This is a genomic window from Nocardiopsis sp. FR4 (genome assembly GCF_009830945.1).
Classification (GTDB): Bacteria; Actinomycetota; Actinomycetes; order Streptosporangiales; family Streptosporangiaceae; genus Nocardiopsis.
Genome location: NZ_VWVV01000017.1, coordinates 44,499 through 67,201 on the forward strand (window position 1 = coordinate 44,499; position 22,703 = coordinate 67,201).

General features: G+C 74.0%; 19 protein-coding genes. 16 read left to right on the forward strand and 3 right to left on the reverse strand.

The genetic code is table 11. The annotated features are described in order from the left end of the window. The first annotated feature begins 5 nt into the window (after nucleotides 1–5). A complete protein-coding gene (locus FYW95_RS16975) occupies nucleotides 6–1,676 on the forward strand; it encodes a phospho-sugar mutase (RefSeq protein ID WP_159942271.1) in 1,671 nt (556 codons plus the stop codon). A gap of 7 nt (nucleotides 1,677–1,683) precedes the next feature. Here the strand turns inward: FYW95_RS16975 and FYW95_RS16980 are convergent, their stop codons facing one another. Continuing rightward, complete coding sequence (locus tag FYW95_RS16980) at nucleotides 1,684–2,175, reverse strand: Lrp/AsnC family transcriptional regulator (RefSeq protein WP_159942270.1); 492 nt, start codon at nucleotides 2,173–2,175, stop codon at nucleotides 1,684–1,686. Between the two features lie 662 nt (nucleotides 2,176–2,837). Between FYW95_RS16980 and FYW95_RS16985 the strand changes: the two genes are divergently transcribed. The 10 genes from FYW95_RS16985 (at nucleotide 2,838) to FYW95_RS17030 (ending at nucleotide 13,865) form a co-directional block, all read left to right on the forward strand. Next, nucleotides 2,838–3,875 (forward strand): thiamine pyrophosphate-dependent enzyme, encoded by a 1,038-nt coding sequence (locus FYW95_RS16985; protein ID WP_159942269.1) that lies wholly within the window; start codon nucleotides 2,838–2,840, stop codon nucleotides 3,873–3,875. Next, complete coding sequence (locus FYW95_RS16990) at nucleotides 3,872–4,888, forward strand: alpha-ketoacid dehydrogenase subunit beta (protein ID WP_159942268.1); 1,017 nt, start codon at nucleotides 3,872–3,874, stop codon at nucleotides 4,886–4,888. Before FYW95_RS16985 ends, FYW95_RS16990 begins: the two co-directional genes overlap by 4 nt. A 5-nt stretch (nucleotides 4,889–4,893) precedes the next feature. After that, nucleotides 4,894–5,232 carry a biotin/lipoyl-containing protein gene (locus tag FYW95_RS16995; protein WP_159942267.1) on the forward strand — a complete coding sequence of 113 codons (339 nt, stop codon included), beginning with the start codon at nucleotides 4,894–4,896 and terminating at the stop codon, nucleotides 5,230–5,232. Between the two features lie 168 nt (nucleotides 5,233–5,400). Next, nucleotides 5,401–6,102 (forward strand): alpha/beta fold hydrolase, encoded by a 702-nt coding sequence (locus FYW95_RS17000; RefSeq protein ID WP_236567745.1) that lies wholly within the window; start codon nucleotides 5,401–5,403, stop codon nucleotides 6,100–6,102. A 364-nt stretch (nucleotides 6,103–6,466) separates the two neighbouring features. Then, the gene (locus tag FYW95_RS17005; protein ID WP_159942265.1) at nucleotides 6,467–7,522 is read left to right on the forward strand and encodes a BMP family lipoprotein; all 1,056 of its coding nucleotides are present in this window, start codon (nucleotides 6,467–6,469) and stop codon (nucleotides 7,520–7,522) included. 183 nt (nucleotides 7,523–7,705) lie between these two features. Beyond that, the gene (locus FYW95_RS17010; RefSeq protein ID WP_159942264.1) at nucleotides 7,706–9,280 is read left to right on the forward strand and encodes an ABC transporter ATP-binding protein; all 1,575 of its coding nucleotides are present in this window, start codon (nucleotides 7,706–7,708) and stop codon (nucleotides 9,278–9,280) included. Further along, nucleotides 9,273–10,838 (forward strand): ABC transporter permease, encoded by a 1,566-nt coding sequence (locus FYW95_RS17015; RefSeq protein WP_159942263.1) that lies wholly within the window; start codon nucleotides 9,273–9,275, stop codon nucleotides 10,836–10,838. The genes FYW95_RS17010 and FYW95_RS17015 overlap by 8 nt, the downstream gene beginning before the upstream one ends. Then, the gene (locus tag FYW95_RS17020; RefSeq protein WP_159942262.1) at nucleotides 10,835–12,097 is read left to right on the forward strand and encodes an ABC transporter permease; all 1,263 of its coding nucleotides are present in this window, start codon (nucleotides 10,835–10,837) and stop codon (nucleotides 12,095–12,097) included. Before FYW95_RS17015 ends, FYW95_RS17020 begins: the two co-directional genes overlap by 4 nt. Further along, entirely contained in the window at nucleotides 12,076–12,504 is a 429-nt protein-coding gene (locus tag FYW95_RS17025) for a cytidine deaminase (RefSeq protein ID WP_159942261.1), read from the forward strand. Before FYW95_RS17020 ends, FYW95_RS17025 begins: the two co-directional genes overlap by 22 nt. A 71-nt stretch (nucleotides 12,505–12,575) precedes the next feature. Next, nucleotides 12,576–13,865 (forward strand): thymidine phosphorylase, encoded by a 1,290-nt coding sequence (locus FYW95_RS17030; protein ID WP_159942260.1) that lies wholly within the window; start codon nucleotides 12,576–12,578, stop codon nucleotides 13,863–13,865. A 20-nt stretch (nucleotides 13,866–13,885) separates the two neighbouring features. Here the strand turns inward: FYW95_RS17030 and FYW95_RS17035 are convergent, their stop codons facing one another. Next, nucleotides 13,886–14,515: a hypothetical protein gene (locus FYW95_RS17035; protein WP_159942259.1), complete on the reverse strand. Its 630-nt coding sequence runs from the start codon at nucleotides 14,513–14,515 to the stop codon at nucleotides 13,886–13,888. 293 nt (nucleotides 14,516–14,808) lie between these two features. Further along, nucleotides 14,809–15,285: a hypothetical protein gene (locus tag FYW95_RS17040; RefSeq protein WP_159942258.1), complete on the reverse strand. Its 477-nt coding sequence runs from the start codon at nucleotides 15,283–15,285 to the stop codon at nucleotides 14,809–14,811. 152 nt (nucleotides 15,286–15,437) lie between these two features. On the opposite strand from FYW95_RS17040, the gene FYW95_RS17045 reads away from it, so the two are divergent. The 5 genes from FYW95_RS17045 to FYW95_RS17065 are packed head-to-tail and all read left to right on the forward strand — an operon-like array spanning nucleotide 15,438 to nucleotide 22,692. After that, a complete protein-coding gene (locus FYW95_RS17045) occupies nucleotides 15,438–17,171 on the forward strand; it encodes an acyclic terpene utilization AtuA family protein (protein ID WP_159942257.1) in 1,734 nt (577 codons plus the stop codon). Beyond that, nucleotides 17,168–18,766: an acyl-CoA carboxylase subunit beta gene (locus FYW95_RS17050; protein WP_159942256.1), complete on the forward strand. Its 1,599-nt coding sequence runs from the start codon at nucleotides 17,168–17,170 to the stop codon at nucleotides 18,764–18,766. Before FYW95_RS17045 ends, FYW95_RS17050 begins: the two co-directional genes overlap by 4 nt. Nucleotides 18,767–18,783: 17 nt before the next feature. Next, nucleotides 18,784–20,850, forward strand: a complete 2,067-nt coding sequence (locus FYW95_RS17055; protein WP_159942255.1) for an ATP-binding protein — start codon at nucleotides 18,784–18,786, stop codon at nucleotides 20,848–20,850. Nucleotides 20,851–20,852: 2 nt separating this feature from the next. Next, on the forward strand, nucleotides 20,853–22,025 hold the full coding sequence (locus tag FYW95_RS17060) for an acyl-CoA dehydrogenase family protein (RefSeq protein WP_159942254.1): 1,173 nt from the start codon (nucleotides 20,853–20,855) through the stop codon (nucleotides 22,023–22,025). 52 nt (nucleotides 22,026–22,077) lie between these two features. Continuing rightward, entirely contained in the window at nucleotides 22,078–22,692 is a 615-nt protein-coding gene (locus FYW95_RS17065) for a TetR/AcrR family transcriptional regulator (RefSeq protein ID WP_159942319.1), read from the forward strand. Nucleotides 22,693–22,703: the final 11 nt, after the last annotated feature.

Genomic DNA, 22,703 nt, shown 5'->3' on the forward strand with positions numbered 1-22,703 from the left:
AGCCGATGACCGTGCTCGACCAGGCCAGACAGTGGCTCGCCGAGGATCCCGACCCCCGCACCCGGGCCGAACTCGCCGCGCTGGTCGAGCGCGCCGAACGGGGCGAGGACGCCGCGCTGGCCGACCTCGCCGACCGCTTCGGCGCGCGCCTGGAGTTCGGCACCGCCGGACTGCGCGGCGCCCTGGGCGCCGGGCCCAACCGGATGAACCGCGTCGTGGTCATGCGGGCCGCGGCCGGGATCGCCGCCTGGCTCGGACCGGAATCCGGGCACGTGGTCATCGGCTACGACGCCCGGCACCGCTCGGCGGACTTCGCCCGCGACAGCGCCGCCGTCCTCGCCGGTGTCGGGCACCGGGTCTCCCTCATGCCCGGTCCGCTGCCCACCCCGGTGCTGGCCTTCGCCGTGCGCGACCTGGGCGCCGACGCCGGGATCATGGTCACGGCCAGCCACAACCCGCCGGCGGACAACGGCTACAAGGTCTACGCCGGGGCCGCCAAGGCGGGCGGGCCGGAGGACGCCGGAACCCAGATCGTCTCCCCGGCCGACACCGAGATCTCCGCCGCCATCGACGCCGCGGGACCGGTGGGCGCCCTGCCCCTGGGGCGGGACTGGACGGTGCTCGGGCCCGAGGCGGTGGAGCGCTACCTGGACGCGGTCACCGCGCTGGTCCCCGGCAAGGACCGCGACCTGGCCACCACCTACACCGCGATGCACGGCGTGGGCGGCCGGGTGCTGCTGGCGGCGATGGAACGCGCCGGGTTCCCCCGCCCCTCCGTGGTCGCCGCGCAGTTCGACCCCGACCCCGACTTCCCGACCGTGGACTTCCCCAACCCGGAGGAGCCCGGGGCCATGGACCTGGCGCTGGCCGCCGGCGCCGCCGACGGCTCCGACCTGGTCCTGGCCAACGACCCCGACGCCGACCGGCTCGCCCTGGCGGTCCCCGGGCACGGGCTGCTCACCGGCAACGAGGTCGGCGGGCTGCTCGCCGAGTACGTGCTGGACCACACCAGCGGCCCGGACCGGGTGGTGGCCGCCTCGATCGTCTCCTCCAGCCTGCTCGGCCGGATCGCGCGCGAGCGGGGGGTGCGCTACGAGGAGACCCTCACCGGTTTCAAGTGGCTGGCCCGCGCGGGCGGCCCGGGCCAGCGGCGGGTCTTCGCCTTCGAGGAGGCACTGGGCTACTGCGTGGGCGGTGACGGCGGCCGCCCGGTCGCGGACAAGGACGGCATCAGCGCGGCCCTGGTGGCGGCGGCGCTCGCGGCCCGGGCCAGACGGGACGGGCGGACCCTGGTCGACCTGCTCGACGACCAGGCACGCCGGTACGGCCTGCACCTGACCGACCAGCTGTCGGTACGGGTGACGGACCCGGCGGTGCTCTCCGCGGCGATGCGGCGGTTGCGCGCCGAACCGCCCGCCGCGTTCGGACCCCTGCGTGTGGTCGGGGTCGACGACTTCGCCGCCGGGCACGCGGGTCTGCCGCCGACGGACGCCCTGCGCTTCCGGTTGGAGGACAGGGGGCGTGTGACGCTGCGGCCCTCGGGCACCGAACCCAAGCTGAAGGCCTACGTCGAGGTGGTGCTGGAGGTCGGGGGCGACGTCGCGGCCACCCGCGCACTGGGCTCGGGCCTGCTCGCCGAGCTGATGGCCTCGGTCGCCGGGGTGGTCGGGGGCTGACGGTCCCTCAGCCGTTGTCGGAGGGTTCCACGACCGGCCGGTGTACGACCTCGTCGATGACGGTGAGCGTCTGGGTGGACGTCACACCGGGAAGGGACTGCAACCGGGTCAGGATCAGGTCGCGCAGCTGGTTGGTGTTGGCGACGCGGACGAGCAGGACGATGTCCGCCGAGCCCACCACGTACCAGCAGTACTCGATCTCCGGGTAGGAGGACAGGATCTCCCGGTTGGCCCGCCAGTCCGGCTGGCTGCCCGAGATGAGGACGAGCGCGGTCACGCCGAGCCCCATCTTGGAGTGGTCGGTCACCACGGAGTAGCCGCGGATGACACCCTCGTCGGTGAGCCGCTTGATCCTGTTGTAAGCCGTCGCCCGGGACACGTTGGCCAGTGCGGCGATCTCGGTGATCCCGGTCCGCGCGTCCTTGGCGAGGGCGCTCAGGATCGTCTGGTCGGTGGTGTCCGGCCGCCGGCCGTTCCTGCGCTGGTCGCCCATGGCCATGTGCGTGCTCCTCGTGTGCTCTTGTTTCAGGATGGCGCCCCTTGGCGTCGTCATTGACCGGGGCTAACGAAGTACCAGGTAAACGTTGTTTCCGTCCATCGGAATCTCAGCCGGCGAGATCGCCGGTCGGTCACCGGGGGTGGGGGACCGGGGGAGGGCGGGGAAGCGGGGGACCCGGGGGTCCGACGGACGGGAAGCGCGTCGGGGTGGCCGACTGTACCCATGGTTGACGCGGCTGGTGGGTTGGTGGTTTCCCTGACTGGCGGGTAACTACACCGGGGTTTCCGGAACACAGCAGAAATTCTTGCCGAAGTACCGTTTCCTGTCTCAAGTGTCGTCTGTTCGCCGGGTTTCCCTGACGGGATGGTCGGGGCTTTTCCCGTGCGGGGACCTGGCGTCGAAGCCCCTGGCGCGGCGTCCGCCGGTCCGTGCCGCGGCTGGCGGCCGGGGAGGAGGCGGCCCTGTGTGGTTTTCGCGGTCGGCCGAAGGTGAAACCTAGACGTATGAGCACCACAAGCGCGATTTTCTGCTCTTATGTATCAAGTATGCGCTGCTATCTAGCGAAAGTGTCGAGTCTTGCGGAGAATCGTGTCCTAGACAGTCACCGCCAGGGCCCGACCCGCGCCACCGCGCGCGGCGGGCCACGTTGGGAGCCGCTCGACATGCCACCCCACACGTCAGCGGGCCGGGAGTCCATCACCGTGGACCACCTGTCCCCCGACCTCACCCGCGCGCTCTACCGCCACATGAGAACCGCGCGCGACCTGGACACCGAGGCCATCGCCCTGCAGCGCCAGGGCGTCTTCCCCGCCTACGTGTCCGTGCGCGGCCAGGAGGCCGCCCAGGTCGCCAGCGCCTCGGCCATGGACCCGGCGCGCGACTTCGTCTTCCCCACCTACCGCGAGATGGCCGCCGCCCTGGCCTACGGCGTGGAGATGGTCGGCTACATGGCCACCCACCGCGCCCTGTGGCACGGCGGCCTCTACGACGTCGCGGCCTCCCGGTTCGGCGCCGTCAACGCCGTGGTCGGCGGTCCCGTCCCGCACGCGGTCGGGTGGGCCGTGGGAGAGCGGCTGCGCGGTGACGACGGCGTGGCGCTGGCCTACTTCGGCGACGGCGCCAGCTCCGAGGGTGACGTGCACGAGGCGATGAACTTCGCCGGGGTCTTCGGTGCCCCCGTGGTCTTCTTCTGCCAGAACAACCAGTGGGCGCTGTCGGTGCCCAACGAGCGCCAGGTCGCGGGCGGTTCGGTCTCCGCGCGCGCCGCGGGCTACGGCTTCCCGGGCGTCCTGGTGGACGGCAACGACGCGGGCGCGGTCTACGAGGCCACCGCCGAGGCCGTCGCCCGCGCCCGCCGGGGCGAGGGCCCCACGCTGGTGGAGGCGCTCACCTACCGCGTCGAGCCCCACTCCACCTCCGACGACCCCGGCCGCTACCGCGACGAGGCCGAGGTCCGGCGCTGGCGCGAACGCGACCCCCTCACCCTGCTGCGCGCCGCCCTGCTCGCCGCCGGGCACGCCGACGAGGCCCACCTCGCCGAGGTGGACGCCCGGGCCCGCCGCGAGGCCGAGCGCGTCCGCGACGGCGTGGCCACCGCGCCCGAGCCCGACGGCTCGGAGCTGTTCACCCACGTCTTCCGGGAGAACACCAAGGAGCTGGCCCGGCAGCGCCGCACCTGGCAGGAAGAGGTCGAGCTGTGACCGAGCTGATCGAACGCGCCGCCGCCGCCGACACCCCCGCGGTCGAGCTGTCCATGCAGCAGGCCATCAACCGCGCCCTGCGCGTCCTGCTCGCCGAGGACCCGGACGTGCTGGTCTTCGGCGAGGACGTGGGCGCCCTGGGCGGGGTCTTCCGCGTCACCGACGGGCTCCAGGAGGAGTTCGGCGACAAGCGGGTCTTCGACACCCCGCTGGCCGAGTCCGCGATCATGGGCATGGCGGTCGGCCTGGCCATGAACGGCTGGCGTCCCGTCCCCGAGCTGCAGTTCGACGGTTTCGCCTATCCCGCGATCGACCAGATCGTCAACCAGGTGGCGCGCATGAACTACCGCACCCGCGGCGCGGCGCCCATGCCGATCACCCTGCGCCTGCCCTCCTTCGGCGGGATCCAGGCGCCCGAGCACCACGGGGAGAGCCTGGAGGCGCTCTTCGCGCACACCCCCGGCCTCAAGGTCGTGGCGCCCTCCGACCCCGGCGACGCCTACAGTCTGATGCTCCAGGCGGTGCGCTCCGACGACCCCGTCGTCTACATGGAGCCCAAGGCGCGCTACTGGGACCGCAGACCCGTCCGACTGCGCGAACCCAGCGACCCCATCGGCACCAGCCGCATCGTGCGCCCGGGCCGCCACGCCACCCTCGTGGCCTGGGGCGCCATGGTCCAGCGCTGCGTCCAGGTGGCCGAACTCGCCGCCGAGGACGGCGTGGACCTGGAGGTCCTGGACCTGCGCTGGCTCAAGCCCCTGGACGCCGAGGGTCTGGCCGCCTCGGTCTCGCGGACCCGGCGCGCCGTGGTCGTGCACGAGGCCCCGCTGACCGCCGGGCTCGGCGCCGAGGTCGCCGCCCTGGTCACCGAGCACTGCTTCCGGGACCTGTCCGCGCCCGTACAGCGCGTGACCGGGTTCGACGTGCCCTACCCCGCGGGTCCCCTGGAGCCGCAGTACCTGCCCACCATCGACCGCGTCCTGCTCGCGGTGCAACGGACCCTGGAGTACTAACCGCCATGGCACAGGAGAACATCACCTTCACCCTGCCCGACCTGGGCGAGGGGCTGGTCGAGGCGACCGTCCTGGAGTGGCAGGTGGCCGTCGGCGAGACGGTCGAGCGCAACGCCCCCCTGGTGGAGGTGGAGACCACCAAGTCCGCGGTGGTCATCCCCTCGCCGCACACGGGCCGCGTCGTCGAGCTGCACGCCGAGGAGGAGCAGGCCGTCCCCGTGGGCCGGCCCCTGGTGACCTTCGCCGTGGAGGGCGCCCCCGACGCGCCGGGCATCGTCGGACGGGTGCCCGCCGAGGAGGCCCGCCCGGCCCGCCGGGTGCGCCTGCGACCCCCGACGGACTGACCGGCACCGGGCCGCCCGGACTCTTTCGGAGAAAAACACAAAAGGCCGGGCGGATTCGCGCCGGTCATTGGGAGAAAAATCTGACCGGGTGCCTTTGGCGCATGCGCACATTTCACAGGAAGAGGGAGAGAGGGTTTCATGTCCGCGAATCTCGTCGACGGCGTGACAATGCACTATGTCGATGTGCGCCCGTCGGCCGGGGAAGCCGGAGTTCCCGTGCTCCTGCTGCACGGTTTCGGCACCGATTTCGCGATGAACTGGCGTGCCGCCGGATGGGAGCGGGCCCTGGAGGCGGCCGGCCGCCGGGTGCTCGGACCCGACCTGCGCGGCCACGGCGCCAGCGACAAACCCCGCGAGAGCACCGCGTACCTGCCCGAGTGCTTCGTCGCCGACCTGCTGGCCCTGCTCGACACCCTGGAGGTGGAGCGCGTGGACCTGGTCGGCTACTCCATGGGCTCGCGCCTGGCCTGGGAGCTGGCCCTGGCCGCCCCAGACCGGATCCGGCGCCTGGTCCTGGGCGGGTTCGGGCCCCGCGACGCCTTCGCCGGAACGGACCTGTCCGACCCCGGTGCGGGGGAGGGCGCCTTCGACCGGGTCTACCGCACCGTGGCAGCCCTGCCGGGCAACGACGCCGAAGCCCTGGCCGCCTGTGCCCGGGGCCAGGCCGCCCGTCCCTTCCGGGAGGAGCCCGCGCCCGCGGGGATCCCCCTGCTGCTGGTCGCGGGGGCCCGGGACGAGCTGGCCCGGGACGCGGCCGGACTCGCCGAGCGGTGCGGCGGCTCCCACGTGGAGGTCGCGGGCCGCGACCACGCCAACGCCGTCTCCGCCCGCGGCTTCCGGCAGGCGGTGCTGGCCTTCCTCGACTCCTGAGCCGCGTCGGGCCCCGGGCCGGGCCGGCCCCGACCGGCCCGTTCCGGGGCGGTCAGTCCGGTCTAGACCGGCCCCCTCCCACGTGCGGTGGTGACGCGGGGTGCGGGAAGGGAAACCCAGGGCAGTAACGCCGTGTCGGAGCGGGTTTGCTGAGACCTGGAACACCGTGGCCAATGACGGTTGTCCCTGCCGGGTGTGCGCTTGGTAACTTCCGAGTGGGTCCCCGTGTCGCTCCGCTCTCGCCTTCATAACAACTCCGTCCGTTGGTTAGATGTACTTTCGGCCACCGGATATCGTCCGGCTGCAGAACTCAGCTCGGTCACACGCGAATGCTGGCCGCTGAGAGGGCGTAAGGGAGTGAGAAGTGAAGCGCAGCAACGCAGTCAGGTTCGCCGCGGTCGCGGCGGCCGGTGTGCTCGCCCTCACCGCGTGTGACAACGCGGCGGAGGAGAGCGGTGGCGGCGACGAGGGCGGCGAGGAGTCCGCCTCCGAGTTGCAGGTCGGCCTGGCCTACGACGTCGGCGGTCGCGGCGACCGCTCCTTCAACGACTCCGCCTACCGGGGTCTGGAGCGGGCCGCCGAGGAGCTGGGGGTGGAGACCACCGACTTCGAGCCCACCGACGGTGAGGCCGAGTCCGCCAAGGAGGAGCGCCTGGCGACCATGGCCGAGGAGGGCTACGACGTCGTCATCGCCGTCGGGTTCGCCTACGACGGCGCCGTCCAGGCGGTCGCTCCCCAGTACCCGGACGTCGAATTCGCCATCGTCGACTCCGAGATCACCGGCATCGACAACGTCACCAGCCTGGTCTTCGCCGAGGAGCAGGCCTCCTTCCTGGCCGGCGCCGCCGCCGCGCTGACCACGGAGGAGGACCACGTCGGCTTCATCGGGGGCGTCGAGACCCCGCTGATCCACAAGTTCGAGGCCGGCTACACGGCGGGCGTCGAGCACATCGACGAGGACATCGCCGTCGAGGTCGACTATCTCAGCCAGCCGCCGGACTTCAGCGGTTTCAGCGACCCCGCCAAGGGCCGCGAGCTCGCCCAGGCCCAGCACGACCGCGGCGCCGACGTGATCTACCACGCCGCCGGAGCCTCGGGCAACGGCGTCCTGGAGGCGGCCGTGGCCAACGACTTCACCTTCATCGGCGTGGACAGCGACCAGTACGAGAACGCCAGCGAGGAACAGAAGCCGCACGTGCTCACCTCCGCCATCAAGCAGGTGGACGTGGCCGTGTTCGAGCTGATCAAGTCCGCCACCGAGGGCGAGGTCGAGGGCGGCGTCCAGCGCTTCGACCTGGCCGACGGCGGCGTGGACTACACCACGTCCAACGAAGAGGCGATCAGCCCGATCCAGGACCGGCTGGACGAGATCAAGCAGCAGATCATCGACGGTGAGATCGAGGTTCCGACCGAGCCGTAGACCGCGTTACGCGCGGACACCGCCGCGGGAGAGGTCCGCGGCGGTCGCATCCACGGGCGGCACCGGACCGGGAGACCCCGGCCCGGTGCCGCCCCGGTTGCCGTTTCGCGGCGGGGACACCGGGCGGTGGCCGGGATCCGGCCCCTCCGGCGGGCACCGCGCCGCAACTTCACGAGGAGACAGATGAGCAGCACGCCATCGGGCGCGGGGGCCCAGGATCCCCCCGCCGTTGAGCTGCGCGGGATCACCAAGCGTTTTCCCGGGGTCGTGGCCAACCACGACATCGACATCACCGTGGCTCCCGGTACCGTGCACGCCATCGTCGGCGAGAACGGTGCGGGCAAGTCCACGCTGATGAAGACCCTGTACGGCATGCACCGGCCGGACGAGGGGCACATCCGCGTCCGGGGCCGGGAGGTGCGCTTCGGCTCGCCCTCCGACGCCATCCGGCACGGCATCGGCATGGTGCACCAGCACTTCATGCTCGCCGACAACCTCACCGTCCTGGAGAACGTGGTCCTGGGGGCCGAGCGCCGCTTCGGCATCGGCGGCCGGGCCAGGGCCAGGATCCGCGAGCTGTCCGCCCAGTACGGGCTCGGGGTCGACCCCGACCGCCTCATGGAGGACCTCGGCGTGGGCGAGCGCCAGCGCGTGGAGATCCTCAAGGTCCTCTACCGCGGCGCCCAGACCATCATCCTCGACGAGCCCACCGCCGTCCTGGTCCCGCAGGAGGTCGACGAGCTCTTCGACAACCTGCGCGAGCTCAAGCGCGAGGGCCTGACCGTCATCTTCATCTCCCACAAGCTGGACGAGGTGCTCTCGGTCGCCGACGAGATCACCGTGATCCGCCGCGGCACCACCGTGGCCACCGCCGACCCGGGCACCACCACCGCCCGGGAACTGGCCACGCTGATGGTCGGCGGCGAACTGCCCGTGCCCGAGCTGCGCGAGTCCACCGTCACCGACCACGTCGTGCTCTCCCTGGACGGGGTCACAGTGCGCTCCTCCGACGGCCGGGCCGTCGTGGACGGGGTCAGCGTGGACATCCGCCGGGGCGAGATCGTCGGCATCGCCGGCGTGGAGGGCAACGGCCAGTCCGAGCTCATCGAGGCCGTCATGGGCATGCGCCCGCTGGCCTCCGGGCGCGTCCTCCTGGAGGGCCAGGACGTCACCGGCTGGCCCACCCTGCGCATCCGCGAGGCGGGCGTGGGCTACATCCCCGAGGACCGCCACCGGCACGGCGTGCTGCTGGAGTCCCCGCTGTGGGAGAACCGCATCCTGGGCCACCAGACCAAGGAGCCCAGCGTGCGCGGCCCGTGGATCGACAGGGCCGGGGCCCGTGCCGACTCCGAGCGCATCGTGGCCGAGTACGACGTGCGCACCCCCGGCATCGACGTGATCGCCGACGCCCTGTCCGGCGGCAACCAGCAGAAGTTCATCATCGGCCGGGAGATGAGCGGATCCCCGCGCTTCCTGGTCGCCGCGCACCCCACCCGCGGTGTGGACGTGGGCGCCCAGGCCGCGATCTGGGAGCAGCTGCGCGACGCCCGCGCCGCCGGCCTGGCGGTGCTGCTGGTCTCCGCCGACCTGGACGAGCTCATCGGCATGTCCGACACCCTGCACGTGATCCTGCGCGGCCGCCTGGTCGCCCAGGCCGACCCGACCACCGTCACCCCCGAACAGCTGGGCTCGGCCATGACCGGCGCCGGGCTGGACGGCGACCAGAGCACGGAAGGCGAGGGCGGCGCGCATGAGTAGGATCCCCCGTCCCAACACGACCCTGCCCGGCCCCGCGGCGCTGGGCGCCGCGATCGTCCTGGGCGTCGCGGTCACCCTGGCCCTGGACACGGCGCTGCTGTGGTGGGTCGCGCTGATCATCGGCGTGGCGGCGGCCTTCGCCGCGGTGGTGTGGACCGGCCCCCTGGTACCCGACGGGCGCAGCGGCTCCAGCGGCACCCGTGAGGAGGGCACGGGTCTGCACGAGACCCTGGTCGTGCCGACCGCCCTGGTGCTGTCGGCGGCCTCGGGGCTGCTGGCCGCCTGGTTCCTGGACCTGTCGCTGATCGAACCGGTGGCCGCGGCGCTGGGCGCCCTGGTCGGCTCCGCCATGGCCTTCGTGCTCTTCCACCGGCTCTCGGCGATGCTCGCGCTCTCCTTCGCCGCGGTCCTGGCCGCCGGGGTCATCGCCGTCGCGGTCACCGCGGCCGTGCTGTACCTCAGCGGCATCCCGCCGCTGGCCACGTTCGAGCGCATGCTGGAATACGGCAGCAGGCCCGACAGCCTGGTGCGCATCATCAACGACGGCACCACCTACTACCTGGCCGCCGTCGCCGTGGCGATCGGCTTCAAGATGAAGCTGTTCAACATCGGCGTGGACGGCCAGTACCGCCTCGCCGCGCTGCTGGCCGCGGCCGTGGGCGGCTACCTCGTGCTGCCGCCGGTGCTCAGCCAGATCGTCATCGTCGTCACCGCCGTGGCCGTGGGCGGCGTCTGGGCCGGCATCGCCGGGTACCTCAAGGTGGCCCGGGGCGTGTCCGAGGTGATCTCCACGATCATGCTCAACGCCGTGGCCACCGGCATCACCGCCTACCTGCTGAGCACCAACCGCCTCGCGGTGGAGATCAGCACCAACAACATCGGCACCCCGCCGATCCCCGAGTCGTCCTGGGTGCCGGGCATCCCCGCCACCTTCCTCGGCTCCGACCACGAGATCTTCGGCCTCGTGCTCCTGGCCGTGGCCGTGGGCGTCGGCTACTGGGTGATGCTCAACCGCACCCGCTTCGGCTTCGAGCTGCGGGCCACCGGCCAGTCGCAGACCGCGGCCGAGGCCAGCGGTGTGAACGTCAAGAAGATGGTGTTCCTGTCCATGCTCTTCTCGGGCATGGTCGCCGGGCTGGTCGGCCTGCCCCAGCTGCTGGGCAGCTCGCACTACTACGCCCTCGACTTCCCGACCGGGATCGGCTTCATCGGCATCGCCATCGCCCTGCTGGGCCGCAACCATCCGGTGGGCATCGTCTTCGCCGCCCTGTTCTGGTCCTTCCTGAACCAGGCTTCGGGCATCCTGCCCTTCGACGGCGTCCCGCAGGAGATCGCGGTCATCTCCCAGGCCACCATCGTGCTCACCGTCGTGGTCGTCTACGAGGTCGTGCACCGCTGGGGCCGCCGCTACCAGCAGCAGCAGATCGGCAAGCAGCTCGGCGGGACCGCCGAGCAGGACACCGAACCCGTCCCCTCGGCCGCCGAGGGCGGGACCACCGACGGTGAGGACGGGGCCGCCCCCGACTCCGGCGGCGAGCGCGGAGGGAAGACGCAGTGAGCCAGGAGATCAAAGTGAAGCGGTCGGCGGACAAGCCGCCGCTGTTCCCCAGGGGATGGGCGCGCTGGCGCCTCCTCACCCTGTTCGGCGCGGTGCTGGTGGCCCTGGCGGGGCTCCGGGTCATCACCGGCCACGACATGCTCACCGACACGGGCACCATCCGCACCACCCTCATCTTCGCCGTGCCCATCGGGCTGGCGGCCCTGGGCGGCCTGTGGGCCGAGCGCGCGGGCATCATCAACATCGGCCTGGAAGGCATGATGATCCTGGGCACCTGGTTCGGTGCCTACTTCGCATGGTCCACGGACAACCCGTGGGCGGGCCTGCTGGCGGGCGTGCTCGCCGGAATGGCCGGCGGCCTCCTGCACGCCGTGGCCACGGTGACCTTCGCGGTGGACCACATCGTCTCCGGCGTGGCGATCAACATCCTCATGCTCGGCGCGATGCGCTACCTGTCCATCCTGGTCTACTCCGACATCCCCGGTGCGGGCGCGGCACAGTCGCCGACCGCCCCCTCGTTCCCGGTGCTGGACCTGCCCCTCGTCGCCGACCTGCTCGGACCCGTCGCGGGCAGCGGGATCTTCCTGGTCGGCGACCTGGCCTCGCTGGTGGTGGGGCTGACCACCCGGATGTCGGCCCTGACCCTCATCGCGATCCTCATGATCCCGCTGACCTACCTGGTGCTGTGGCGGACCGCCTTCGGCCTGCGCCTGCGCTCGGTGGGGGAGAACCCCGACGCCGCCGAGTCCCTCGGCGTGCCGGTGTACACCCTCAAGTACGTCGCGGTGATCGTCTCCGGCGGCCTGGCCGGCATGGGCGGGGCGTTCCTTTCCCTGGTGGCCTCGCACATCTACCAGGAGGGGCAGACCGGCGGCCGCGGCTTCATCGGCCTGGCCGCGATGATCTTCGGCAACTGGCGCCCGGGCGGACTGGCCATGGGCGCGGGCCTGTTCGGCTACACCGACGCCCTGCAGATCCGCGGCGGCGGCGAGGCCATCCACGCCCTGCTGCTGCTCCTGGCGGTGGCGCTGCTGGCCGCGGCCCTGTGGCAGGTGCGCCAGGACCGCAAGGGCCTGGCCGCGGCCGGGGCCGTCGCCGCGGTCCTGCTGCTGGCCTGGTACCTGACCACCGACTCGCTCCCGCGCGAGCTGGCCACCTACAGCCCGCACATCACCACCCTGCTGGTCCTGTCGCTGGCCTCCCAGCGGCTGCGCCCGCCCGCGGGCATCGGCAAGCAGTGGAGGGCGAGCCGCTCATGAGTTCCGCACCCCCGGACCCGGCCTCCGTGGACTGGACGGCGCTGCGGGACACCGCCCGCCAGGCGATGACCCGCGCCTACGCGCCCTACTCGCAGTACCCGGTGGGCGCCGCGGCGCTGGTCGACGACGGCCGCGTGGTCAGCGGCTGCAACGTGGAGAACGCCTCCTACGGGCTGGCCCTGTGCGCCGAGTGCGGCCTGGTCAGCGCCCTGCACGCCTCCGGCGGGGGCCGTCTGACCGCCTTCAGCTGCGTGGACGGCCAGGGGCGGATCCTCATGCCGTGCGGGCGCTGCCGACAGCTCCTGTTCGAGCACGGCGGCCCGCACCTGCTCGTGGACACCCCCGAGGGCGTGTGGACCCTGGACCGGGTCCTGCCGCAGGCCTTCGGCCCGCACAACCTCACCTAACCGCGCCGCTCCCCGGCCCCGCCCGCACGGCGACGGCCGGGGAGCGGCGTTCTCGCCAGGAAGGCCAGGACATGGACGTCATCGAGGTCATCCGCGCCAAGCGCGACGGGCACCGGCTGACCCCCGAGCAGATCGACTGGGTGATCGACGCCTACACCCGGGGCGAGGTGGCCGAGGAGCAGATGTCGGCCCTGGCCATGGCGATCTTCCTGCGCGGCATGGACCGCGCCGAGGTCAGCCGCTGGACCGAGGCGATGCTGGCCTCGGGGGAGCGCCTGGACTTCACCGGCCTGGACCGGCCCACCACCGACAAGCACTCCACCGGCGGCGTGGGCGACAAGATCACCCTGCCGCTCACCCCGACCGTGGCGGCCTGCGGCGGGGCCGTCCCGCAGCTGTCCGGACGGGGCCTGGGCCACACCGGCGGCACCCTGGACAAGCTGGAGTCCATCCCCGGATGGCGGGCCTCGCTGTCCACCGCCGAGATGCGCCGGGTCCTGGAGGAGACCGGCGGGGTGATCTGCGCCGCCGGAGCCGGACTGGCTCCGGCCGACCGCAAGCTGTACGCGCTGCGCGACGTGACCGGGACCGTCGAGTCGATCCCGCTCATCGCGGCCTCCATCATGAGCAAGAAGCTCGCCGAGGGCACCGGGGCCCTGGTCCTGGACGTCAAGGTGGGCTCGGGCGCCTTCATGAAGGACGTCGCCTCGGCGCGCGAGCTGGCCCGCACCATGGTCGACATCGGCACCGACCACGGGGTGCGTACGGTCGCGCTGCTCACCGACATGTCCACGCCCCTGGGGCGCCGGGTCGGCAACGCCCTGGAGGTGGCCGAGGCGGTGGAGGTGCTCTCCGGCGCCGGACCCGCCGACGTGGTCGGGCTGACCGTGGCCCTGGCCCGGGAGATGCTGGCCGCCGCCGGGCTCACCCCCGGACGGGGCGGGGTCAAGGACCCCGCCGAGGCGCTGCGGGACGGCAGCGCGCTGGCCGCGTGGAAGGATCTGGTCCGCGCGCAGGGCGGCGACCCCGAGGCGCCCCTGCCCGAGGCCGCCGAGCGCCGGGTCGTGCTCGCCCCCGCCACGGGGACGCTCACCCGTCTGGACGCCTACCAGGTGGGGCTCGCCGCGTGGCGGCTGGGCGCGGGCCGGGCCCGCAAGGAGGACGCGGTGTCCTTCGGCGCCGGGGTCACCCTGCACGCCAAGCCGGGGGAGCGGGTCGCCGCGGGCGAGCCGCTGTTCACCCTGCACGCCGACGAGGCCGCGCGGTTCGACCGCGCGGCACAGGCGCTGGAGGGCTCCTTCGACATCGGGGACGACGCCCGCCACGAGCCCCGGCCGCTGGTGATCGACCGGATCGCCTGAGGAGCCCGGGGCCGCCGGGGTCAGTCGCCGAACGGGGGCGGCGGGAGCTGGGTGCCCTCGGGCACCAGCACGTAGGCCACCACCGCCACGACCACCAGCAGCAGGCTCACGATCAGCGACGCGGCGGCCGCCCAGCGGGCCCAGGGCCGGGTGCGGACCCCGGCCAGGACCAGGGAGAGCCCGGCGACGGCGGCCGAGACCACGGCGGGCGCGCCGCTGACCAGGATCTGGATGGACAGCTGCCGGGCCTGCTCCACGGCGATCGGCTGCCCGCCGATGAGGAACACCGTGGCCAGCAGTTGGGGCAGCTGGCCCGATATCAGGGGGATCACGACCAGGACCAGCGCGGTCAGCGCGAAGGTCTCCGCGGACAGGGCCTCGCTCAGGCCGCGCCGCCTCCCGCGCTCCGGCGGGGCGGTCGCCTCCGCGGCCGCCCGGTCCTCAGCGGGGGCCTGCGGCTCTCCGGGGGCGGCGGGATCCTCGTCCGGCCCCGCGAAGGGGATCCCGGTGTCCTCCTCGTGGGCGGCGAACCGGGGGCGGTTCCCCTCGGGCTGCGGAGCGGCGGCTCCCCCGGCCGGGTCACCGTCGGTCTCCGGGTCGGTGCCCGGGGCGCGTTCCGTCGGTTCGTTGTCGCCTGGTGCTGTACTCACGGGCCCAACGTACCCGCGAGAACGCGGCGGGGATCTCGCGAAACGCCCCCGCGGCGCGCTTCGGCGGTGTTCGGGGGCCGGTCGCGCCCCCGCCGGCCCCGCCCCCGGTCCCGGGCGTGTCGTCCGGGCCGCCCTTCGGTGACCTGGCGTGCGGCGGCGCGGAACCCGGCTGGAGACCGGGGCCGGGACCGGGGCGGTGCGGTCAACGCCTGCCCGACGGGCCGGTGAACACGCCCTCCGGGTCCGGAGAGGGGCCGCGGCCCCTCCGGTCGGTCGGTCCCCGCCGGGGAGGCTCAGCCGGTGGCGGGCAGGCTGACGTAGGTCAGCACCGAGACCAGGACCAGCAGGGTCCCGACGATCACGGTCGCGGCGGCGGTCCAGCGGCTCCACGCGCGCGTGGTGTAGCCGCCCAGGAACAGCGACAGGGCCGCGGCGAGCACGGACAGGGCGCTCAGTCCGCCCGCGACCACGATCTCCGCGGACGCCGCGGCCGCGTTCTCCGCCGCCCCGAACCGTGCGTCGGGGCCCACGGTGAACAGGCCGAAGAGCTGCAGCAGCCGGGTGTTCAACGCGGTGACCGCGAGCATCATGACGCCGACGAGGCTGAAGGTCTCCGCGGAGAACAGGCCGCTGGGGGAGGAGGTCGGGGTACCGGCGAGGAACGCGTCGCCGGCCCCGCTCGTGCCCCCCTCCTCCTCCCGGGCGGTCGGGGCGTCCTCGGGGGCCGTGGACTCGTCCGTGGGCTGTGTGTCTTCTGGGGAGGTGTTCACGGCGCCCAAACTACCGCGCGCGTGCCCCGGGGGCGGAGGGCGGTAACGCACGCTGAGTGGCCGGTTTCGGCCATATGGTGACCAGCTGTCCGTTCCCAGAAAAACAAGCAGCACTGCTTGTTTTTCTGGGCGGCCGGTGCCACGCTCGGTCCATGACCGCTGCACCGGTGCCCCCTCTGGTGGTGGCCAACGCCTCCGGTTTCTACGGAGACCGCTTCCGCGCCGTCCACGAGACGCTCACCGAAGGCCCCCTGGACGTCCTCACCGGCGACTACCTGGCGGAGCTGACCATGGCCATCCTGGGCCGCGACCAGTTGGGCGACCCCGGCCGCGGCTACGCCCGCACGTTCCTGCGCCAGATGCGCGAGAGCCTGGAGCTCGTCATGGAGCGCCGGATCCGGGTGGTCACCAACGCGGGCGGCCTCAACCCGCGCGGACTGGCCGACCGGCTCACCGAACTCGCCGAGGCACTGGGCCTGGAACCGCGCATCGGCTGCGTCACCGGCGACGACCTCATCGGCCGGGCCGAGGAACTGGGCCTGGGCTCCCCGCTGACCGCCAACGCCTACCTGGGCGGCTTCGGGATCGCCGCCTGCCTGCGGGCGGGCGCCGACATCGTCGTCACCGGCCGGGTCACCGACGCCTCCCTGACCGTGGGTCCCGCCATCGCCCACTTCGGCTGGACCCACGAGGACCTGGACGCCCTGGCCGGGGCCACCGCCGCCGGGCACGTCATCGAGTGCGGCACCCAGGCCACCGGCGGCAACTACGCCCCGCCCGGCTCAGCCGCCCCCGGACCGGAGCACCCCGGCTTCCCCCTCGCCGAGATCCACGCCGACGGCAGCGCGGTCATCACCAAGCACCCCGGCAGCGGCGGCGCGGTCACCCCCGGCACCGTCACCGCCCAGCTCGTCTACGAGGTCGCCGGGCCCCGCTACCCCGGCCCCGACGTCACCACCCGCCTGGACACCGTCCGGCTCACCGAACAGGGCCCCGACCGCGTCCTGCTCAGCGGCACGCGCGGCGAGGAGCCGCCCGCCGACCTGAAGGTGGGCCTGACCAGCCTCACCGGCTTCCGCAACGAGGTCGAGCTGTGCGTGACCGGCCTGGACGCCCGGGCCAAGGCGGACCTGGCCGAACGCCAGCTGCGTGCCGCCCTGGCCGACCGGCCGCCCGAGGAGCTGCGCTTCACGTTCGTGCCCGCCGAGGACCCCCACGGGCCCACCCAGGACGCGGCCACCGCCCGGCTGCGCGTGGTGGCCCGCGACCCCGACCCCGCGGTGGTCGGCCGCTCCCTCGGCGCCGCGGCCGTGGAACTGGCCCTGGGCAGCTACGCCGGGTTCCACCTCACCGCGCCCCCGCGCGAGGCCCGTCCCGACGGAGTCGCCGCCACCGCCGCCCCCGTCCCCGCCGACCGGGTGGAGCACACCGCGATCCTCCCCGACGGCCGACGGACGGGCATCGCCCCGGCGCCGCGCACCCGCCCCCTGGAGGAGGTCCCCGAACCCCCGCCGCCCGACCCCCTGCCGCCGGGCCCCACCCGGACGGCACCCCTCGGCCTGGTCCTGGGCGCACGCAGCGGCGACAAGGGCGCCGACGCCAACCTGGGGGTGTGGGTCGACGACGACCTGGCGTGGCGGTGGCTGGTCCCCACCCTCACCCCCGACCTGCTGCGCGCACTCCTGCCCGAGACGGCCGGCCTGCGCGTGACCCGCCACCTGCTGCCCGGGCTGCGCGCCGCCAACTTCTGGATCGAGGGCCTGCTCGCCCCCGGCACCGCCCGCCGGGAGGGAACCGACCCGCAGGCCAAGGGGCTGGGGGAGTGGCTGCGGGCGCGCCGCACCGCGATCCCGGAGGTGCTCCTGGGAAGGGAGGGGCGGTCGTGAGCGTCCTTCCCACCCGTCTGGACACCGCCTCGCCCGACTTCGCCGAGGCCCGCCGGAGCATGCTCGCCGCCCTCGCCGAGATCGACGCCGAACACGCCAAGGCCCTGGCCGGGGGCGGCCAGCGCTACGTCGAGCGCCACCGCGCCCGGGGCGGCCTGCTGGCCCGCGAGCGGATCGAACTGCTCCTGGACGAGGGCAGCCCCTTCCTGGAACTGTCCCCGCTCGCCGCCTGGGGCAGCGACTTCCACGTCGGCGCCAGCGTCGTCACCGGCGTCGGCGTGGTCTCGGGGGCGGAGTGCGTGCTGGTGGCCAACGACCCCACCGTGCGCGGCGGCTCCAGCAACCCCTGGACCCTGAGGAAGTCCGCCCGGGCCGCCGAGATCGCCGAACACAACCGGATGCCGCTGATCAGCCTGGTGGAGTCCGGTGGGGCCGACCTGCCCACCCAGAAGGAGATCTTCGTTCCCGGAGGGCGCACCTTCCGCGACCTGACCCGCCTGTCCGCCGCCGGGATCCCCACCGTCGCGCTGGTCTTCGGCAACTCCACCGCCGGAGGCGCCTACATCCCCGGCATGAGCGACCACGTGGTCATGGTCCGCGGCCGCTCCAAGGTGTTCCTGGGCGGCCCGCCGCTGGTCCGGGCGGCCACCGGGGAGGAGAGCGACGACGAGTCGCTGGGCGGGGCGCGGATGCACGCCGAGGTCAGCGGCCTGGCCGACCACCTGGCCGAGGACGAGCGCGACGCCCTGCGCATCGGCAGGAGGATCGTGGCCCGCCTCCGGCACCGCAAGGCCGGACCGGTGTCCCGGGGGCCCGCCGCCGAACCCCTGTACCCGGCCGAGGACCTGCTCGGCGTCATGCCGCCCGACCTCAGGGCGCCCGTGGACCCCCGCGAGATCATCGCCCGGCTCGTGGACGGCTCGGAGTTCGACGAGTTCAAACCCGCCTACGGCGGCGGCCTGGTCACCGGCTGGGCGGACCTGCACGGCTACCCCGTCGGGGTGCTGGCCAACGCCAACGGCGTGCTCTTCAGCGCCGAGGCGCAGAAGGCCGCCCAGTTCGTCCAGCTCGCCAACCGCGCCGACACCCCGCTCGTCTTCCTGCACAACACCACCGGGTACATGGTCGGCCGCGAGTACGAGCGGGGCGGCATCATCAAGCACGGATCGATGATGATCAACGCCGTCTCCAACAGCACCGTGCCCCACCTGTCGGTCCTCGTCGGCGCCTCCTACGGCGCGGGCCACTACGGGATGTGCGGCCGGGCCTACGACCCCCGCTTCCTGTTCGCCTGGCCCAGTGCCCGCTCCGCGGTCATGGGCCCCCGCCAGCTGGCCGAGGTCCTGTCCACCGTCTCCCGCCAGGCCGCCGAACGCCGGGGCCAACCCTACGACGAGGAGGGCGACGCCGCGCTGCGGGAGATGGTCGAGAACCAGATCGAGGCCGAGTCGCTACCGCTGTTCCTGTCCGGACGGGTCTACGACGACGGCGTCCTCGACCCCCGCGACACCCGCACCGTCCTGGGCCTGTGCCTGTCCTTCGTCCACAACGCCCCCGTCCGGGGCACCGACCGCTTCGGCGTCTTCCGGATGTGAGGAAGGAACCCCGCGCCATGCCCTCCGCCGCCCCCCGTCCGGCCGTCCCCGCGCGTCCCGTCACCCGCCTGCTGGTCGCCAACCGCGGCGAGATCGCCCGCCGCGTCCTACGCACCTGCCGCGACCTGGGCATCGCCACCGTCGCCGTCCACGCGCCAGGTGAGGAGACGGCCGCGCACGCGGCCGAGGCCGACACCGCCGTGGCCCTGCCCGCACCCGAGGGCCGCGGCCCGGTGGAGGCCTACCTCGACCCGCTGGCCGTCGTCGACGCCGCCGTGGCCGCCGGCGCCGACGCCGTCCACCCCGGCTACGGCTTCCTGTCCGAGAACCCCGACCTGGCCCGCGCCGTCACCGCCGCCGGACTCACCTGGATCGGCCCCTCCGCCGACGCCATCGCGGCCATGGGCGCCAAGACCCGGGCCAAGGAGATCGCCCGCGCCGCCGGAGTCCCCGTCGCCGACGCCCTCGACCCCCGCGACGTGCGCGCCGAACACCTGCCCGTCCTGGTCAAGGCCGTCTCCGGCGGCGGCGGACGCGGCATGCGCGTGGTCACCGGCCTCGCCGACCTGGCCGCCGGGGTCGACTCCGCCCGCGCCGAGGCCGCCGCGGCCTTCGGCGACCCGGCCGTGTTCTGCGAGCCCTACGTGCGCGACGGCCGCCACGTCGAGGTTCAGGTACTGGCCGACGCCCACGGCACCGTCTGGGCCCTGGGCGAACGCGACTGCTCGGTCCAGCGCCGCCACCAGAAGGTCGTCGAGGAGACCCCCGCCCCAGGCCTGCCCGAGCACCTGCGCCGGAGCCTGCACGAGGCCGCCCGACGCCTGGCCCGCGCCATCGGCTACACCGGAGCCGGAACGGCCGAGTTCCTCGTGCCCGTCTCCGGGGAGGGCTTCGGCGCCCCCGTCTTCCTGGAGATGAACACCCGGCTCCAGGTCGAGCACCCCGTCACCGAGTGCGTCACCGGCCTGGACCTGGTCGAGTGGCAGATCCGGATCGCCGAGGGCGCGGCCCTGCCCCCCGGCGGACCGCCCGCCCCGCGTGGCCACGCCGTGGAGGCCCGCCTGTACGCGGAGGACCCCGGCGACGACTGGCGGCCCCGCACCGGCCGCCTGCACACCTTCGAGGTCCCCGCCGCCACCGCCCGCTTCACCCCCCTGACCGCGCCCGGCGTGCGCCTGGACGGCGGCGTCGAGGCGGGCGGGACCGTCGGCGCCGACTTCGACCCCCTGCTCGCCAAGGTCGTCGCCCTGGGCCGCGACCGCCCCGACGCGCTGCGCCGCCTGTCCGCCGCCCTGGCCGGAGCCCGGATCCACGGCGTGGGCACCAACCGCGACCTGCTCGTGCGGGTCCTGCGCGACCCCGCGTTCACAGCGGCCGAAGAGCAGCCCGGCCGCCTGCACACCGGCCACCTGGCCCCCGCCCGCCTCGCCGACCTCGCCCGGCCCCTGGCCGACGACGCCACCCGGCGCCTGTCCGCGCTGGCCGCCTCCCTGGCCGCCGCCGAGGCCGCACGCGCCGGTTCCCCCGTCCCCGCGGGGATCCCCGCCAACTGGCGCAACCTCGCCTCGGGGCCTCAGGTGCGCCGCCACACGGTCGCCGGGACGGCCCGGCCCGGGGAGGACGCCGAGCAGAGCACGACCACCACCGCCTACCGGACCAGCCGGGGCCGCCACCTGCCCGAACAGGAGGGGGTCCGGGTCCTGTCGGCCGCGCCCGACCTCGTGGTCCTGGAGGCCGACGGCCTGCGCCACGCCTTCCGCGTCCACCGGGGCGGCGCCGACGTCCACGTCGACTCCCCCCTGGGCGCGGTCACCCTCACCCCGCTGGACCCGCTCCCCGAACCCCGGGCCGAGGCCGACCCCGGCGCGCTGCCCGCGCCCATGCCGGGGACCGTCACCTCCGTGGACGTGTCCGTGGGCGAACACGTCGCCCCCGGCCAGACCCTGCTGCGCCTGGAGGCCATGAAGATGGAGCACCGCGTCACCGCGCCCGCCGCCGGTGCCGTCCGGGAGATCCCGGTCGCGGCGGGCCAGAGGGTGCCCGCCGGGGCGCCCCTCGCCGTCCTCGACTACGAAGGGGCCTGACCGTGACCGGTGCCATGACCTTCAACGAACCCCCCGAACGCCGCGAACTGCGCGCCGCCGTGTCCGCGTTCGCCGCCGGATACGGCTCGGAGTACTACCGCGCCAGGGCCCGGGAGGGCGCCTACCTCACCGACCTGTGGCGCGAGGCCGGAAAGCTCGGCTACCTGGGCGTCAACCTCCCCGAGGAGTACGGCGGCGGAGGCGGCGGCATCGGCGACCTGGCCGCCGTCCTGGAGGAGTTCGGCGCCGCCGGGTGCCCCACCCTGATGATGGTGGTCTCCCCGGCCATCTGCGGCACCGTCCTGGCCCGCTTCGGCACCCCCGCCCAGCGGCACCGCTGGCTGCCCGGACTGGCCACCGGCGAGACCATCATGGCCTTCGCCATCACCGAGCCCGACGCCGGGTCCAACTCCCACCGCATCACCACCACCGCACGCCGCGACGGCGACGGCTGGGTGCTCAACGGCCGCAAGACCTACATCTCCGGCGTGGACGTCGCCGACGCCGTCCTCGTCGTCGGCCGGATCCGGGACGAGGGCACCGGGCGCCTGTCCGCGGCCCTGTTCGCCGTCCCCACCGACACCCCCGGGTTCGAGGCCCGTCAGATCGAGATGGACCTGGTCAGCCCCGACCACCAGTTCCAGTTGTTCCTGGACGACGTGCGCCTGCCCGGCGACGCCCTGGTCGGCGACCCCGAGGCCGGGCTCCTGCAACTCTTCGCCGGGCTCAACCCCGAACGCATCATGGCCGCCTCCCTGGCCTCCGGCAGCGCCCGCCACGCCCTGGACCGGGCCGTCGCCTACGCCCGGGAGCGCAGGGTCTGGCGCGACACCCCCATCGGCGCCCACCAGGGCCTGGCCCACCCGCTGGCCCAGGTCAAGATCGAACTCGAACAGGCCCGTCTGATGACCCAGCACGCCGCGCTCCGCTACGATTCCGGCGACGACGCGGGGGCCGGGGAGGCGGCCAACATGGCCAAGTACGCCGCCGCCGAGGCGTGCGTGCGCGCGGTCGACCAGGCCGTGCAGACTCTGGGGGGCAACGGTCTGGCCAGCGAGTACGGGCTGGGTTCGGCGATCGCCGCCGCCCGCCTGGCGCGCATCGCCCCGGTGAGCCGGGAGATGGTGCTCAACTACGTGGCCCAGCAGTCCCTCGGCCTGCCCAAGTCGTACTGAGCACACGGGAGGGCCGCGCCGGGGCCGCGGCGGAGCGGTGGGGGAGGACGAGGTGGACACCGAGGCGTGCCGGGAACCGCGCCAGGAGCGCAGCCGGGCGACCCGGGCCCGACTGCTGGAGGCCGCGGTCGCCTGCCTGGCCGAGGGCGGCACGGCCGGAGCCAGCGTGGGCGCGGTCGCCCGCCGGGCCGGGGTGTCCCGGGGTGCGGCCCAGCACCACTTCCCCACCCGCGAGGACCTGTTCCTGGCCGCGCTGGGGCACATGCTCGACAGCCGCGGCGCCGAGCTGCGGCGCGGCGCCGCAGCCGTCCCCGAGGGGCCGGGCCGCACCGAGGCGGTCGTGCAGATGGTGGTGGACGCCTTCACCGGCACCGACTTCCGGGCCGCCCTGCAACTGTGGTCGGCCGCCGCCAGCGACCCGGTCCTGCGCGAGCGGATCATCCCCATGGAGGAGCGGATGGGCCGGGAGATCCACCGGGCCGCCGTGGAGCTGCTGGGCGTGGACGAGTCGGTGCCCGGGGTCCGCGAGACCGTCCAGGCCACCCTCGACCTGGCGCGCGGCCTGGGACTGGCCAACCTGCTCACCGACGACGGGCCCCGCAGGCGCCGGATCGTGCGCCAGTGGGCGCGCACCCTCGATGAGCAGCTGCGGGAGCGCACCGGCTGAACCGGCCGCGT